Origin of the sequence: Paucisalibacillus globulus DSM 18846 (assembly GCF_000482485.1) — a bacterium.
In the GTDB taxonomy this organism is placed as follows: Bacteria; Bacillota; Bacilli; order Bacillales; family Amphibacillaceae; genus Ornithinibacillus; species Ornithinibacillus globulus.
On record NZ_KI519441.1, the window covers coordinates 17,584 to 32,762 of the forward strand.

Genomic DNA, 15,179 nt, shown 5'->3' on the forward strand with positions numbered 1-15,179 from the left:
TCCTGAGTGGTCCTCAATCTTGTTCTACTAGTGGATACATGTTAATTTAATAGATAGGGTAAATTGATCCAAAGGAGTAATTTCAACCATGTCGAACAAAGTTTATGTATCAATAGTAGAGGCTGCGATTATTGCTGTTATTGGTGGTTACATATTTTATTTACTTAATACGCCTCTTCCATGGATTTTGGGTCCATTAACCTTTGTCATGCTTTGGCAAGGATTTACGAAAAGAAGGTTAGTAGTTCCAGATATAATTCGCGATATTGGTTTTAATATTCTAGGAATCTACTTCGGACTATATTTTACAAAGGAAACTCTTCAAACGGTAATACCGTACTTGCTGCCGTATATTCTGGTTACTTGTCTATTAATTTTAGCATGTGTCATCCTTGGCATGCTTGTAACGAGATGGATTCAGGTGGACAAAGTCACTAGTGTATTTTCCTTGATACCAGGCGGGTTATCGGAAATGGCAATTGCAAGTGAGGCTTTGAAAGCAAACGCATCCTTAGTTGTTATTTTTCAGACAATCCGTCTTGTTACCGTCCTATTTACGATACCACCATTTATGGTTTATTTTCTTGGTAACACTGGGAGTGATGGCTTTGAACAAGTAGTTGGTGAAGTTACTACGAATTCTTTAAGTTATTTGTGGTTTGCAATACCTATTGTTGCATCCTTTTTATTACGAGATAAAATTCCTGCTGGGATTATTATTGGCGCTCTTGGGGTGACAGCGATGCTTAACGTAAGCCCTATTGACCTAGCTTCTGTACCATCGGTCGTTATGAATGCAGGACAAGTAGCCGTTGGAGCAAGTCTTGGGAAAAATATCTTATTCCAAGACTTAAAGGTGGGAGGTAAATATACCTTTGTTTATTTAGGTCTTTCCATAACTGTAATCGGAATTTCTTTTGGTTTAGGGGCATTATTATCCGCATTTACTTCGCTTCATTTAGCTACCGCTATGCTAGGTATCGCACCTGGTGGTTTTTTTGAAATGGTATTAACTGCCTATAATGTTGGAGGAGATCCAGCTGTTGTAAGTGCACTGCAGCTTACGAGGATATTATTGATTGTACTGCTTGTACCAGTTTCATTAAAATGGTGGTTTACTAGAACAACTAGACTCAGGAGAAATGCAATGTAGTGTAATCAGGTAAATTAACAATCTAAAAAAGTCATCCAAAAGGGATGACTTTTTTGCACATTTATAATGCCTTTACAAGTCCACCATCAACCAATAAAGTTTGCCCAGTCACATAAGTATTAGCCGCAGAGCATAGGAACACAGCTTGTTTAGCAAACTCTTCAGGTTGGCCATACCGTCCAATTGGAATACTTCCTTCAGTGGAAGCTTTTACTTCCTCATAAGTCATGTCCAGTTTGTCAGCCCGGATTTGATCTAGTTGTGCAACGCGATCTGTTGCGATTCTACCTGGTCCAATTGTGTTGATTAAGATGTTATCGTTAGCAAGTTCTTGTGAGAGACTCTTAGCAAGACCAACAACACCTGCACGAAATGTATTGGATAAAATCAAGTCATCAATTGTTTGTTTCATAGATGAAGAGGTAAAGTTGGTGATGTGTCCTCGCTTTTGTCTTTGCATATATGGAAGTACTTCACGGATTGCTCGTACATAGCTAAGTAGATTTAATTCAAATGCATTTTGCCATGCTGCATCATCAAATTTTTCAAAACCACCAGCTGGAGGGCCACCTGCATTATTGACAAGAACATCGATGGTTCCATTTTTATCTGCCGCAAATTGAACTAGTTCTTTTATGTTTTTTGAGTTTGTTACATCACAGGTCTTATACGTTACATTATTGTTTGATGTACTTTCCTGAATTTCCTTAACCGCAGCTATTAAATCCACTTCATTACGGCTAGAAATAACAACATGGGCACCCTCCTTAGCAAACTGAAGTGCAGTTGCTTTACCAAGTCCTTTGCTTGCAGCCATGACGATTACTGATTTACCTTCTAATCCAAGCTCCATATGGATTACCTCCTCAAAATATCCTCTAAGAAAAATTATATCATACCAATTTAGTAGTAAAAAAATGGATATTAAAATGCCAGACTACCTTAATTCGGTGGCCTGGCAATCTCATTAGTTTTTCTTAAATGTACTTCCACTACTTTTTGCTCGGAGTTTATCTAATAAGTCTGCAGTAGTTTCTTTTACTTCCTTTTCGGCATCTAGGTCAATTGATATGACTTTGTATTCGCCATCTACTTCTTCCATTTTGAATACAGTGTTTACTTTACTACCCTTAGGAAGTTCTTCAATTGGAATAATAAGCTCTGCTTTTTTTTCTTCGATTAAAATTACAGCTTTATTACCTTCAAATCGGTCTAATACACCTTTCATGATTAACCCTCCGAACATATTAATTAGTACATGCAACACCTTGTGCAAGGATATCTTTAATTCTAGCTGGACCGATTCCTTTTATGCGATCAAGATCCTCAACGGAATTATATGGTCGTAAGTCGATTAGATCTTGTGCGCGTTCTGGACCGATGTGTTTTATTTGTTGTACTTCTTCATAGGAAGCAGTATTTATATTGACACAACTACCATTTGATTGATTATTAGAAGTGTCTTTATTTGAATCCGAGTTAGAACTAGGGTTTGAATTGTTACTAGAACTAGAATTCGAATTATTGGATTCTGTACTTTTCGGAGTTATTGTTCCATCTTTATTCGTTTTAATCGAATAATCTTTTCCATCTGTCGTTACAATTATTGTACCATGAACATCTGTACCATATAACTCAATCCCTGATTCCTGAATTAGAGAGACAATTTCACGATGGGGATGTCCGTAACTATTCCCTGCACCAGCACTGTATATCGCAACTTCCGGACTTACTGCCTTTACAAAAGCTGGATCACTTGATGTGCTTGACCCGTGGTGCCCAAGATGTAAAATATCCGCATCAACACTGAAACCTGAATTCATCATTCGTATCTCTGCATTACTATCCGCATCCCCGGTGAATAGGAATGTGACATTGCCATAGGTGAAAAGTACAGAAATTGATTCTTCATTGGAAGCACCGGTTATGGAGCTTGGATATAATACTTTTAAATTCATTGCGCCAATATCAAATTCTTCCCCGGTTCTTGGTTCGTGATAATTCGCTCCACTTGATAATACAGCCTCTAAACCACGCTGGAATGTATCAGATGTACTATCATTACCAGATAGCCATACTTCTGTAACAGAGAATGTATTTACTACATCAGCTAGCTGTCCAATATGGTCTGCATCTGGATGGCTGCCAATGACTAAGTCTAGCCTAGTTATTCCTTGTGATTGAAGATAATTCACTACTTCATTTCCACGCCAGTCACCAGCATCGAAAAGAATAGTATTTTCACCGTATTGAAGTAATGTCGCATCGGCCTGACCGACATCAATATAATGAACTTGAAGTTCTTCCAGATTATCTACTTGATTGGTAGTGTTGGTATCGTTTTCTTGTGAGGATTGATTGTCGGTTGTTTCACTTTGTTCGTCAGATGTATCTTCAGCTTCTTTCTCTTCTTGTGAATCCTCTGCTTCAGTTTGCGATTTTTCTACATCTACCGCATTTGTTGCATCCTCATTACTTTCCTCTATTACTCCTTGGCCACATGCAACTAAGAAAATAGCCATAAACATGGATAGCATGAGTTTTTTATACATGTATACTCCCCCATAATAAGTTAAATAAATTCCTTATTAATCGTAACAAAATAACCAAAGGAAATCTATTTGAATTTTTATTTTAGCTACATTGTTAGTGCGTAATATACAATTTTGTCATTAGGAAATTTCAATTTTAACCCGAATTTATACTGGTAAAATGACATTTTGCAAAGATGACATTGAACTTGTTTGTTGACATACTTAGTTAAAAAGGGGAAAAGAAATGGGTAGGTTTTTTAGAAGAAAGAGCGTATTAATCATTTGTATATTCTTTATAATAGTTTGCAGTGGTTTAGTTACTATTTTCGCTGAGAAAACCTCACTTGAAAATGATGGAACTCATCTAAATTCTATATCTGTTAAAGGGGTGGTTGATCGAATTGAGAATGTAGAGTATGCGATCATTTTAGTGGAAGAATTAGAGTTAGAATTTGTTGTGGAGATAAGTGACTTTGAAGCAGAATTAGCAAAAGATATTTGGGTTGACCTCGTATTAGTTAGTGAGAAAATAAAGGGGTTATCAATTGATTGGAAAAAGACCAAAGAGGAAAAGCAGAAGGTTAAGGAATTGATAAAGGAGTTAAGAGGGCAAATCGGCAAACCTAGTTCCCCTATAATCCAAATTGATCCTTAACCATATTTGCGACTTCTTGTGCACTTAAGCTTGTGTTATTAACTCTAATGTAATTTGGATATTTAATTTCACCTTGGTATGAATTCAATCGATGTTTTTTCATAGAGTTTTTTAAGTCATTTTCCGACCATTCAATATTTCTTTTAGTTGGTTTATGTTCTAGTCTAATAGGTGTTTTATTTCGTACTAATCTTTCATTCAACTCGGCCTCGAGCTCAACTAGGTAAATTTCGGCACCTTCATTATTAAAGAGATTGCAAAGTTTCTTTACGTAGTCCCAATCTTCCTTCATATCAAATGCCCAAACAAACGTAAAAATGAGGCCATTCAAATCACTTTTTGCCACAGCTTCAAAGATCTCCTGTCGAAACAGATTAACTAATCTATTTCCCTCTTTTGTTCCATAGTCAAAAAATGGACTCACCAAGTCAATGGTCATATGATTATGAAAGAGTTTTAATTCGGTGAGTTTGGATAATTCCTGTCCAACTGTCATTTTTCCAACAGCTTGTGGTCCAAAAATAAGAACAAATTTCATAACTATTCTCCTCGGTTATTTTTCAATAGTTTACCATAAAGAGGAAATAAAAAAGACCAAACCTTCATAGGGTTGGTCTTTAGATTAGATTAAGGTATTAATCTAATAGAATACGATAGTCTTTCCTTCGATAATATTTCTAATGAATTGCCTTTTTAAATTTCCCACCATGAGCCTCTTGGGCATCAACAATAGTAATGAAAGCTTTTGGATCTGTTTCATGAACGATAGACTTTAGTTTTGCAATTTCTAAACGAGTTAGAACAACAAAAATAACTTCCTTATCATGTTCTGCATATCCACCTTTTCCATATAATTTAGTAATCATACGGCCAAGTCTTTCTTGAATAGCTTCTCCTACTTCTTCATACTCATCTGTAACAATAAGGGCTGCTTTCGTATCACCGGTCAATCCTTGTCCAACAAAGTCGATTGCCTTAGCTGCAATGAAGTAGGTAATAATAGATAACATGGCCTGTTCCCAACCAAGCACAAATCCTGCCCAACCAAATATAAAGATATTAATGAACATAACGAATTCGCCAACTGAGAAGGGGAGCTTTCTTGAGAGAAGAATACCTAAGATTTCCGTTCCATCTAAGGCACCACCATTACGTATTACAATTCCTACCCCAATACCTAGTATTAGTCCACCAAAAACTGTTGCTAGTAAAGGTTCATCTGTTGCAGGTAGGATGGAATGAAGAGCAGGTTCAATAACTGCTAATGCGACAATACTGAAAAGTGATGCAAGTACAAAGCTTTTACCTATAAATTTGTATCCTGCTATTAAAAATGGAATATTAAAGATAAAAATTAAGATACCAAAGTTCATTCCTGTAAGATTATTAGTAAGCAAGGAAATACCGATGATTCCGCCATCTATAATCGTATTTGGTATTAAAAATAATTCAAGTGCAACTGCTGCAAGTGTTGCTCCAATAAGCATCATGATGTATCGCGTAATAATGCTTCGGATGGATTCCTTTTTATGTTGCTTTTTCATATAAAACACCTTCTTTTATAAAAATGAAAAAAATGGTACTTTTAAATTATACATGAAAGTGGTTAGTTTATGTTGTGTTAAACTAGCCGTTAACATACTTTTTTTGAGTTAAAATCTGAAAAAAACTAATGGGGGAATAAATTTGGATATTTCGATACCAATTGGAAACGGTATTTTTAACTTTCGGTCAGGGGTTGTATTGATAGATGAAGATCGTGTCTTACTACATAAAAAAGAAAAAGATGATTTTTGGGCATTACCAGGAGGTAGGGTCTCCATGTTTGAAAGTAGTGCAGAAACAGCAGTGCGTGAAATACATGAGGAAATTGGTGTAGAAGTAGTTGTTGAGAGGTTGCTTTGGCATACAGAAAAATTTTTTCCGTTGGAAGATAAAATGCTTCACGAGATTGCAGATTATTACTTAGTTAAATTGATAGATTTCCAAAGCATCTATCGTGGTAAAAGTGAATTTGTGGGCGAAGAAGGAGATGAAGTGCTAATTTATCAGTGGTTTCCTATTAAAAGGTTAAAGGAAATAGAGCTTTATCCAGAGTTTTTAAGGGAGGACTTACAAGAACTTCCTCTACATCCGGTGTTCTTAACGATAGATCAGAGGAACGATTTGGACTAATTCTTTGTAGTCGAAAGGAGTAATTTAAAATGGATGTTTGGTATGCAAGTTATGGTTCCAATCTAATGGAAGAGCGTTTTTTGGCATACATTCATGGTGGAACTGTGCCAGGATCAGACCGACCTGAAATTGGTTGCAGGAATAAAACTGTCCCCAAAAAGAATGAGAGAATTGATATTCCTTACCCACTATATTTTTCTAAAGAACGTACGAAATGGGGGAAAGGTGGAGTGGGATTCATCGGAACAGACATATCGGATGCAGAGCCTACAATTGGAAGAATGTACTTAATAACAGAAGAACAGTTCGTTGATGTTGTTTCCCAAGAAAATAATGGAATGGATGTAGGCATGGATCTTGCAGAAATTGAGAAGAACGGGTTTGTTGACATACATGACGGTTGGTATAACCGAATTGTATTTCTTGGAAAAAAGAACGGTGCCCCAATTTTTACCTTTACAAGTAATAAATTAATGAATTCTATTATGTTTACCAAACCCTCAGCAGCCTACTTGTCTGTTATTTCCAAGGGGTTAATGGAGCTTGGACTTAGTCAAGAAGAAGTAGTGGAGTATTTCATGGATAAGAAAGGAATTAAGGGGCATTTCCTGCAAAACTCGTTAAGAGATTATCTAATATAATAGTTTTTTTTGAAGGTATTAAATACATAAACTAGAATAGCCAGAGTGAAGAAATATAATTACTGCACAATTTGTATTAACTGTGCAGTAACAAGGACTACGTTTTCATAATTCGGGCTCATGTTTTCCAGAATCGGGCGTATGCACTGTTTAAGAGGGTTCATGTTTTCCAGAATCGGGCGCATGGCTTCTCGCACCTTGAGGCCACAACACAGGAAATCTGTAAATTTATACGGAAACCCACGTACTTCATTTAATAATTTAAGTTACTTCACACTTTCCATCTTTTCCGCACACTTTACAATCTCACATTTATTTTTGAATTCTTATCTCCTTTATAGTAAAAAACTCCCTCCATAATTCGTGTATCCGGAAAGGTTAAGTGATCCCAGTAATACGTTAATGCTTCATTATAATCAACTATCTTATTGAAGTTTTCCAGGGCAAGTATGGAGTTTACATTTAGATCATATCCTGCTTCGAGGTAAGCTATAAAGAGCTTTATTTTTTCTATGGTTAACCGTTCTTTTCTTTGGAAAACGGCCGGATACAATACGGACCGGTAACTTTGAAGTTTGGGGTTGTTAGCTATTTCATTCACAAGTTGTATACGATTATGTTTGATAGCAAGATCCTTATATTTATCTGGTATTGTCCAATCAAAAATAAGTTGAAATATCACTTGTTTTGTACAACCAGTGTTTTGACAAATTCTTTCTACATCATTTTTGGTTTCCCTCAGTAAAAGCATAATGTATTCTTTTTTCAGTTCGTAGTTTACTTTTTCCTCCATACAGGACCGAAACAATTGGTATGTCCACTCCAACTCGGAAATACATTCCTTTTCTGATATATATACTGGAATGTTTTTAATAGGATGATTAGATTTTAATTTGTTATAGGCTTCAATCCCTTTATGTAATAGAAGTTCTCCATGTTTATCCCTTATGACATGGATATAGGGGACATTGGCTGTAGTGTATTTGTGGTATGAATAGCGAGTGAGGGAATTGGTAGTTGTATGTCGCGATCTTATTTTTCGAAATGGGACCCACTCGATTCTAATAAAATTCAATTTGCTCAGTCCTCCCTCCTGTTTTTAAAAAGGTATGAAGTACGTGAATTGTCCTATACCATTGTTATACGATTGTAATGAATGTGGATCCAGGGACTTTTCAGAAAAAAAGGTGCCGGGCTATCTATGTTTGGATAGCTGGTACCTAGTATTATAGGAATGGTAGGGCGATTATTTCAGTCATTCTTAGATTTATTTGTTTCGCTTGTTGTGTCCAGTAACGGATAGCACCCCCATAGTAGCATTATAATCGGTCAAAGTTCCTAGCAAATCTGAGAAATACCGGGGATGCTTATTAGTTCTCTTTTAGGGAGTGTATACAGAATCAATTATAGTTCGTTTGAATGGCTTACCATTTATCGTGAGTCCTTTTACCTCAATTGTAATATTGTAGACTTCGTTGGGTTTATCAAAGGTAAGATTATTGGATAAATCTCCTTTTGAAAAAAGCGTTTTAGTGTTTGATGGGTTGTTAGATTGTGTGATTGTATAGGTAGCTTGAAGGGTTTTTTCTTGAATTAGCTTTGAATTAGAGGTTATGTTATAAGCAATTTTTGAAGCATCATTTGTCTTTGACTTTTTGAAATTAATTAGATCATTTTCTGTTTCGTAATTTGCTACCAGAAGATAGGCATCATCCTTTTTAGTAGTAAGTTCCAATTTCCAAATCCCAGCTTCGGGTTTTTCTATTGTAACATTGTTATTTAATGCTCCAAGGAAAATTCCTTCCTCTATTTTAAACGATGAATTGTTTGGCATAATGACTTTTCCAGTTGGTGAAAGTAACTTCAGTTCTGCTAAATCACTTGTTGTCAATAAATTGAGGGTGAGCTCATGGACATGTTCTTCAACGGTAATTGGGATTTGAGTATTCTTCTCGACTTGTAACGGTCCTCCTGTAACCCACTGATTCGTACTAGGCGTGTTTTTATCAACGTAATCACTGAAATTTTCCATCGATTTTGAGCCGTCATTCGTATTGTCTGATAAATAATTGTCGAAAACAGAAAAAGTGATGCCAGTTCGAATGGAAGTATGATTCCAATCTCCAATTGCCAGCAGCTCGCCTCCAGGTAATTGACTACTCTCTGCTGTTACGACACCATCATTCGAACCATATGAGGAAAGATACATTCCTCCAAACCAAGTGGATGAAAATACACTTCCCCAGCTAGTGCCCCCTAACGTATAGTAATCATTATAGTAGGCTCTCGGTTGACTATCTGTTTGCGAACGAAAATCGGCCATATATGCCATTTGCATGGAGTATGTTCCATCGCCCGTTGCTCCAATTAAATCTGCCAGCCAACCGGCAGTGGAACTATAAGCTAAATCGGCTAATTGTGACCCGTGATGTGGACTGGAAAGGGTAATAACATTTTGTACATATTGCCATGCTCCATAATGAGTTAAAGCTGTTTGGGTGTCTACTCCACCTTTACTATAGGCCACCACAGTAACTGGTTTTCCAAAATGATTGGAGATTTCCCTAATCTTATCAGCTAGCAATGCTCCATTATCCCACATATCTGCCGAGGCTCCACCAGCATCGTGTAATTGAACGAATGCCGTTTGATATCCAGCATCTACAGCTGTTTGATACATATCATTATCCTCCCAGAAAATTTGGGCAACATTGTTTAGTCCAGGAACAAAAAGTAATACAGGAGCATTTGGTAGTAAATTTGTGGGTGTCGTACCAATATACCATTCCCCAGGTGTTTCATTATTTCCGTTATTTGCTTTACCGGAAATGGATTGGAGTGGTTCCTCCTTTTTAAAGAGAGTAGGATTTGGAATGCTCGTTGTAACTGCATTATTTGCTGATGCTGGTGGTGGAACAGACAAACCAAGTAAAAGGATGATGGACATGAACAACATGAATAATCTTCTCATCATTTGTTTCCTCCCCATATGTATTCTTTTCAATACTATTCCTTTAAAGCCGTTTGATGAGGAAATAGGGTTGGGAAAGTTGGAAAATCCATCATTAGTAATACCTTCTGCCAACTATCGGTAAAATTAAGGAGAAATAGCATATTTTCAGTCTATCTTCAGATAATTTTCACTTTATCCGGTCAAGAGATTGAGACAAAACATAAAGACATCAGTTGAAGTGCAAACAATCCGGAGCAGGTTATGTGCACTAATTTTAATTGTTAGGATTTTAATTCGGAAATCCTTTTATCCCCAGTTACCAATTAATAGTGGGTAGCTTTTCCTTCTTAGTCAATGTTATAATGTTTGATGTATTTTAGGGAATGGCAAAGGGTAAAAGGAGTCGTATGGTTTGAAGAAGTATAACGTGTTAAAGGCATTAAATAATAATGTCGTTATTGCGGTTAATGAGGAACATGAAGAAGTTGTGTTGATAGGTAAGGGTATTGGATTTAACAAAAAGCGTAATGATGTCATAGAGGAAGATACCGTAGAAAAACTTTTCGTTCTTCGGGATAAAAAGGAACAAGAAAGCTATATCAAATTACTTCCTAATATGGATGAAACAACACTAGCGGCCATTATTACTGCAATGGAAATTATTAAGAAAAAGTCAAATGCATTGTTAAATGAAAAGGTACATGTTGCTCTGACCGATCATATTTTGTTTGCCATTTCACGCTTGCAGCGAGGATTGGAAATCAGAAATCCCTTTTTATCAGAAACAAAAGCATTATATCCATTAGAATATGAGATAGCTGCAGAAGTGGTCGATTATATGAATCAAACGTTAGCAATCCAATTACCAGAAGGGGAAGTTGGATTTATTGCCCTACATGTTCATAGCGCGATAACTGAAACAACGATATCTGAGATCAGCTCATATTCGAATTTACTCTCTACTTTAGTGGAAACAATTGAAGAACAGCTCCATATCGAAATAGACCGTGAAGAAATTGATTATATTCGTTTGATTCGCCATTTACGTTATACGATTGAGCGTGTATTAAAAGAGGAAGTAATGGAAGAACCAGCGAAAATTGCAATTCTGTTGAAAAAAGAATATCCAGTGTGTTATAATCTTGCTTGGAAATTGATAAAAATAATGCAGCAAACATTAAAAAAACCTGTATATGATGCAGAAGCAGTTTACTTAACAATGCATCTACAGCGATTAGTTGTTAAATTTGATTAATAATAATTACGTGTAACTGATTCGATCAGGCATGAGTATAGCTTAATGAAAACGGATAAATTGGGAAAACTATCCCAATATCCTTTTCATTACTTTACTCATGCCTTTTTTGGTTTTTTTATAAGCTTGTTGCAAATCATACATCTAGAGGAGGATTTATATGTTTAAAAAAGCTTTTGGTGTTTTACAAAAGATTGGTAAAGCTCTAATGCTTCCAGTTGCGTTACTACCAGCTGCCGGTTTATTACTTGGACTTGGAAATGCTGCACAGCAAGCAACGACCTTAGAATATTTACCTTTCTTAAGCGCTGATTGGATTCAGCTGACTGCTTCTGTAATGGAAGATGCAGGGAATATAATCTTTAGTAACCTAGCACTTATTTTTGCTGTTGGTGTTGCGATTGGTTTAGCAGCTGATGGAGCGGCTGGACTTGCTGCTCTAGTTGGTTACTTAGTACTAAATCAAGTAATGGGTTCTTTTATGGGTGTAACCGGAGAAATGGTAAGTTCTGACCCGAGCTTTGCGAATGTATTAGGAATACCAACATTACAAACCGGTGTATTCGGGGGGATTATTGTCGGTCTAATTGCCGCCTTTGCCTATAATCGATTCCACGATATCGAGATGCCATCATTCCTTGGGTTTTTCGCTGGTAAACGATTCGTTCCAATTGCAACGGCTGTATTTTCATTTGTTGCTGGTTTACTTCTAATGTTTATTTGGCCAACTGTTCAATCGGCGATGAATAGTGCATCTTATTGGTTGATTGAAGAGGGTACTTATTTAGCCGTATTTATGTTTGGATTCATTAAACGATTATTGATACCATTCGGATTACATCATATTTTCCATGCACCATTCTGGTATGAATTTGGTTCTTATACAACGATTGCTGGCGAAATGGTTCGTGGGGATATGACAATTTTCTTTGCACAATTACGTGATAATGTTGAGATTACAGCTGGTAACTTTATGGCTGGTGAATACCCAATTATGATGTTCGGACTTCCAGCTGCTGCCTTAGCAATGTATCATGCTGCTAGACCAGAACGTAAGAAGTTAGTTGCAGGATTATTAGTATCAGGTGCGCTAACCTCATTTTTAACAGGTATTACAGAGCCACTTGAGTTCTCATTTATGTTTGTCTCACCATTGTTATTCTTACTCCATGCGATTTTAGATGGATTATCATTCATGATTATGACATTCTTAAATGTTAATATTGGTTACACCTTCTCAGGTGGATTTATTGATTTTGCCTTATTCGGTATTTTACCTGGTAAAGAGCCATGGTGGCTTGCTATTCTAGTAGGTCTTGCATTTGGAGTTCTTTACTACTTCCTATTCCGATTCTTTATTAAGAAATTTAACTTAATGACTCCAGGTCGTGAGGAAGTTAAAGAAGAGGAAACAGAAGGAACAGGAAAAGCAGGAGACTTAGCGTTTAATGTTTTAGAAGCAATGGGTGGACAAGAAAATATTGCTCATCTAGATGCATGTATTACAAGACTTCGTGTTTCAGTAAATGACATTAAAAATGTTGATAAAGATGAGTTGAAACAATTAGGAGCAGCAGGGGTACTAGAGGTTGGAAATAATATTCAAGCAATCTTTGGTCCACGATCTGAAATTATCAAAGGTCAAATGCAAGATATTATAGCGGGCAAGAAACCACGTCCTGTAAATAATGTTGACCAAAATGCAGAAGTTAAACAACAAATTGAAGAAGTGAACCCTGAGGCTTTACAAAATGACATCATCGAGGAGTTTATTTACGCTCCGATAAAGGGTGAAGTTGTTCCGATTACTGAAGTACCTGACCAAGTTTTCTCAGAGAAAATGATGGGTGATGGTTTTGCTATTAAGCCAATTGATGGACTAGTTGTTTCACCGGTTAATGGTACTATCATAAATGCTTTCCCTACGAAACATGCTCTTGGTATCAAGTCTGAAGGTGGAAGAGAAATCTTAATCCATTTCGGACTGGATACGGTTAACTTAAAAGGTGAAGGTTTTGAACTGTTAGTTGGTGAAGGTGATGAGGTTAAAGTTGGACAAGCGCTATTGAAAGTTGATTTAGACTATATCGGTAAGCATGCAAAATCAACGATAACTCCAATTGTGTTTACGAACCTTCAAGATGGTGAAAAAGTATCGATTGAAAAATTAGGACAAGTAAGTCTGGAAGAAAAAGATATTGTAAAGATTGAAAAGTAATCACTAATAAGAAGCACATGGAATCTAAGCAAGATTCTATGTGCTTTTAGTATTATTGGAAAAAGTAATAGTGATTTCAAGTCCTACTAGGTAATAATGTTTTTTACAATTAAACTCTAGATTCTATCTAGTATTAAGGCAATAACAAAGTAATATTAAACTTTATTCGTATATTTTTGATGGATTAGGTAATGAATATATTGATATAAGTTAGATTGGGGTCGATACATATAAAATTTTATAAGAAATTATTAGCGATTTTACTTATTTGTCTTATTTGTTCAGGAACTAGTATGATATTGAGTGCAGAAAGTAGCATGGAGCGAACCCCTTTGAATCATGAGGAGCATGATTGGAAGCAATCCAGTGTAAATTACCAAATCATTGAAGTAGGGGAGCATAAGTTCAGCTATTGGAAAAATTTTATGAAAAGGTCACGTACATGCCAAATCTCTCATCGAGTAAAGACAATAGTTTATTATTGCGATATCCATGGACATACCAAATCAGTAACTTTTTTAGATAAAGTAATTCATAGTGAAAAACATCATGAATAAGTTAGGTTGTGATGCTACCTTGTAAATTGAAAAATCAAGGTAGCATTTATATTGACGAAAATTATCTATTATTCTATGTGATTTAAATCATAGTTAGTGATAAAAAACAGGTATATACTTTTAGTGTAACCTCCTACTTTTTCCCTAGATTACTAGTGCTAAAAGCAGTGTTATAAAAATACTTAGGGGAGAGATCATGATGAAGAAACACTGGTCTATTTTAGTTCTATTATTAGGACTGGTTCTATTTGTAAGCGCTTGTAGTGATAGTGATGAGACTTCAAGCAATAATAAAGCTAAGGAAGCAGACAGCCCTGCAAAAACCTCTTTTGTTGTAACTGGGGATGTGGTAGAAGAAAAGGCTGGTTGTGTGCTCAAAAGTCAATTTACGGCAGGGGATTTAATTGTTTGGCGAGTGGATGTTATTGATCCGGAGACAATGGAACAAGCATCAGACGATACAAAAGTTCAAGTGCATTTATCTACAGGTGATGTTTTAGATATGCGTTACGGTGCTCATCCAGCAGGTGTAGATGGTGCTCCAGAATTCTGGACAGTATCCTTACCTGTAACAGAAGAAACTCCAACAGGGGTGTTAGAATATTATGTAACGGCTGAAAAAGGTGATAAAAAAGGAGAATTCCGTCCATTTGACGTAGCACCTTCTTTATTAACAATTAACCCAGCAAATGGAGAAACAGCAGTTGAAGAAACTGATGTAGAAGCGGAAGAAACAGTAGATATTGCAAACGTTGACACAAATCAAGCTATTAATCTAGTAGCAAAAAACTTTTCATTTGAAGGAGATAACGGAGAAAAAACTTTCTATGTAAAAGCTGGGGAAGAAGTTACACTAAATCTAACAAATGATGAAGGTATGCACGGAATAATCATTCCTGACCTAGATGTGCAATTAGATGAAGAAGGTACTGTGACATTTACACCAACTGAAGCTGGTGAATATGATTTATTCTGTAGTATCTTCTGTGGTGAAGGCCATGGTGATATGACATCTAGCATAGTAGTTGTAGAATAATA

14 protein-coding genes are annotated in these 15,179 nt (G+C 36.1%); 7 read left to right on the forward strand and 7 right to left on the reverse strand.

Going from position 1 to position 15,179, the window contains the following annotated elements; genetic code table 11:
- Positions 1-88 precede the first annotated feature (88 nt).
- Positions 89-1,153 (forward strand): AbrB family transcriptional regulator, encoded by a 1,065-nt coding sequence (locus tag K332_RS0120930; protein ID WP_026909233.1) that lies wholly within the window; start codon positions 89-91, stop codon positions 1,151-1,153.
- Between the two features lie 61 nt (positions 1,154-1,214).
- Here the strand turns inward: K332_RS0120930 and K332_RS0120935 are convergent, their stop codons facing one another.
- The 3 genes from K332_RS0120935 to K332_RS0120945 form a co-directional block, all read right to left on the reverse strand.
- Positions 1,215-2,006 (reverse strand): SDR family oxidoreductase, encoded by a 792-nt coding sequence (locus K332_RS0120935; protein ID WP_026909234.1) that lies wholly within the window; start codon positions 2,004-2,006, stop codon positions 1,215-1,217.
- A 114-nt stretch (positions 2,007-2,120) separates the two neighbouring features.
- A complete protein-coding gene (locus K332_RS23080) occupies positions 2,121-2,381 on the reverse strand; it encodes a DUF3006 domain-containing protein (RefSeq protein ID WP_036689558.1) in 261 nt (86 codons plus the stop codon).
- A gap of 19 nt (positions 2,382-2,400) precedes the next feature.
- On the reverse strand, positions 2,401-3,705 hold the full coding sequence (locus K332_RS0120945; protein ID WP_026909235.1) for an MBL fold metallo-hydrolase: 1,305 nt from the start codon (positions 3,703-3,705) through the stop codon (positions 2,401-2,403).
- Between the two features lie 226 nt (positions 3,706-3,931).
- On the opposite strand from K332_RS0120945, the gene K332_RS0120950 reads away from it, so the two are divergent.
- Positions 3,932-4,342, forward strand: coding sequence for a DUF3006 family protein (locus K332_RS0120950; RefSeq protein WP_026909236.1), 411 nt, complete (start codon positions 3,932-3,934; stop codon positions 4,340-4,342).
- On the opposite strand, the gene K332_RS0120955 is transcribed toward K332_RS0120950, so the two are convergent.
- Together K332_RS0120955 and K332_RS0120960 are read right to left on the reverse strand one after the other, a co-directional pair.
- Complete coding sequence (locus tag K332_RS0120955) at positions 4,320-4,880, reverse strand: AAA family ATPase (protein ID WP_026909237.1); 561 nt, start codon at positions 4,878-4,880, stop codon at positions 4,320-4,322. The two genes, K332_RS0120950 and K332_RS0120955, sit on opposite strands and share 23 nt — an antisense overlap.
- Before the next feature lie 139 nt (positions 4,881-5,019).
- Positions 5,020-5,886: a YitT family protein gene (locus K332_RS0120960; protein WP_026909238.1), complete on the reverse strand. Its 867-nt coding sequence runs from the start codon at positions 5,884-5,886 to the stop codon at positions 5,020-5,022.
- A 142-nt stretch (positions 5,887-6,028) separates the two neighbouring features.
- Here K332_RS0120960 and K332_RS0120965 point away from each other — a divergent pair, with 142 nt between their 5' ends.
- Positions 6,029-6,517 carry an NUDIX hydrolase gene (locus K332_RS0120965; protein ID WP_026909239.1) on the forward strand — a complete coding sequence of 163 codons (489 nt, stop codon included), beginning with the start codon at positions 6,029-6,031 and terminating at the stop codon, positions 6,515-6,517.
- Between the two features lie 29 nt (positions 6,518-6,546).
- On the forward strand, positions 6,547-7,158 hold the full coding sequence (locus K332_RS0120970; RefSeq protein ID WP_026909240.1) for a hypothetical protein: 612 nt from the start codon (positions 6,547-6,549) through the stop codon (positions 7,156-7,158).
- Between the two features lie 298 nt (positions 7,159-7,456).
- Here the strand turns inward: K332_RS0120970 and K332_RS0120975 are convergent, their stop codons facing one another.
- A complete protein-coding gene (locus tag K332_RS0120975; RefSeq protein ID WP_026909241.1) occupies positions 7,457-8,233 on the reverse strand; it encodes a hypothetical protein in 777 nt (258 codons plus the stop codon).
- A gap of 306 nt (positions 8,234-8,539) precedes the next feature.
- On the reverse strand, positions 8,540-10,132 hold the full coding sequence (locus K332_RS0120980) for an esterase/lipase family protein (protein ID WP_026909242.1): 1,593 nt from the start codon (positions 10,130-10,132) through the stop codon (positions 8,540-8,542).
- Between the two features lie 391 nt (positions 10,133-10,523).
- Here K332_RS0120980 and glcT point away from each other — a divergent pair, with 391 nt between their 5' ends.
- The 3 genes from glcT to K332_RS23440 all read left to right on the forward strand — a co-directional run bounded on the left by glcT (position 10,524) and on the right by K332_RS23440 (position 15,177).
- Positions 10,524-11,366 (forward strand): glucose PTS transporter transcription antiterminator GlcT, encoded by an 843-nt coding sequence (gene glcT, locus K332_RS0120985; RefSeq protein WP_026909243.1) that lies wholly within the window; start codon positions 10,524-10,526, stop codon positions 11,364-11,366.
- A gap of 160 nt (positions 11,367-11,526) precedes the next feature.
- Complete coding sequence (gene ptsG, locus K332_RS0120990) at positions 11,527-13,584, forward strand: glucose-specific PTS transporter subunit IIBC (protein ID WP_026909244.1); 2,058 nt, start codon at positions 11,527-11,529, stop codon at positions 13,582-13,584.
- A 753-nt stretch (positions 13,585-14,337) separates the two neighbouring features.
- Positions 14,338-15,177 carry a cupredoxin domain-containing protein gene (locus K332_RS23440; protein WP_051359573.1) on the forward strand — a complete coding sequence of 280 codons (840 nt, stop codon included), beginning with the start codon at positions 14,338-14,340 and terminating at the stop codon, positions 15,175-15,177.
- Positions 15,178-15,179: the final 2 nt, after the last annotated feature.

What these genes read in the sequence shown, in the direction of transcription:
- K332_RS0120930 (WP_026909233.1), top strand. Translation starts at nt 89, where the DNA reads ATGTCGAACAAAGTTTATGTATCAATAGTAGAGGCTGCGATTATTGCT.
- K332_RS0120935 (WP_026909234.1), bottom strand. Translation starts at nt 2,006, where the DNA reads ATGGAGCTTGGATTAGAAGGTAAATCAGTAATCGTCATGGCTGCAAGC.
- K332_RS23080 (WP_036689558.1), bottom strand. Translation starts at nt 2,381, where the DNA reads ATGAAAGGTGTATTAGACCGATTTGAAGGTAATAAAGCTGTAATTTTA.
- K332_RS0120945 (WP_026909235.1), bottom strand. Translation starts at nt 3,705, where the DNA reads ATGTATAAAAAACTCATGCTATCCATGTTTATGGCTATTTTCTTAGTT.
- K332_RS0120950 (WP_026909236.1), top strand. Translation starts at nt 3,932, where the DNA reads ATGGGTAGGTTTTTTAGAAGAAAGAGCGTATTAATCATTTGTATATTC.
- K332_RS0120955 (WP_026909237.1), bottom strand. Translation starts at nt 4,880, where the DNA reads ATGAAATTTGTTCTTATTTTTGGACCACAAGCTGTTGGAAAAATGACA.
- K332_RS0120960 (WP_026909238.1), bottom strand. Translation starts at nt 5,886, where the DNA reads ATGAAAAAGCAACATAAAAAGGAATCCATCCGAAGCATTATTACGCGA.
- K332_RS0120970 (WP_026909240.1), top strand. Translation starts at nt 6,547, where the DNA reads ATGGATGTTTGGTATGCAAGTTATGGTTCCAATCTAATGGAAGAGCGT.
- K332_RS0120980 (WP_026909242.1), bottom strand. Translation starts at nt 10,132, where the DNA reads ATGATGAGAAGATTATTCATGTTGTTCATGTCCATCATCCTTTTACTT.
- ptsG (WP_026909244.1), top strand. Translation starts at nt 11,527, where the DNA reads ATGTTTAAAAAAGCTTTTGGTGTTTTACAAAAGATTGGTAAAGCTCTA.
- K332_RS23440 (WP_051359573.1), top strand. Translation starts at nt 14,338, where the DNA reads ATGATGAAGAAACACTGGTCTATTTTAGTTCTATTATTAGGACTGGTT.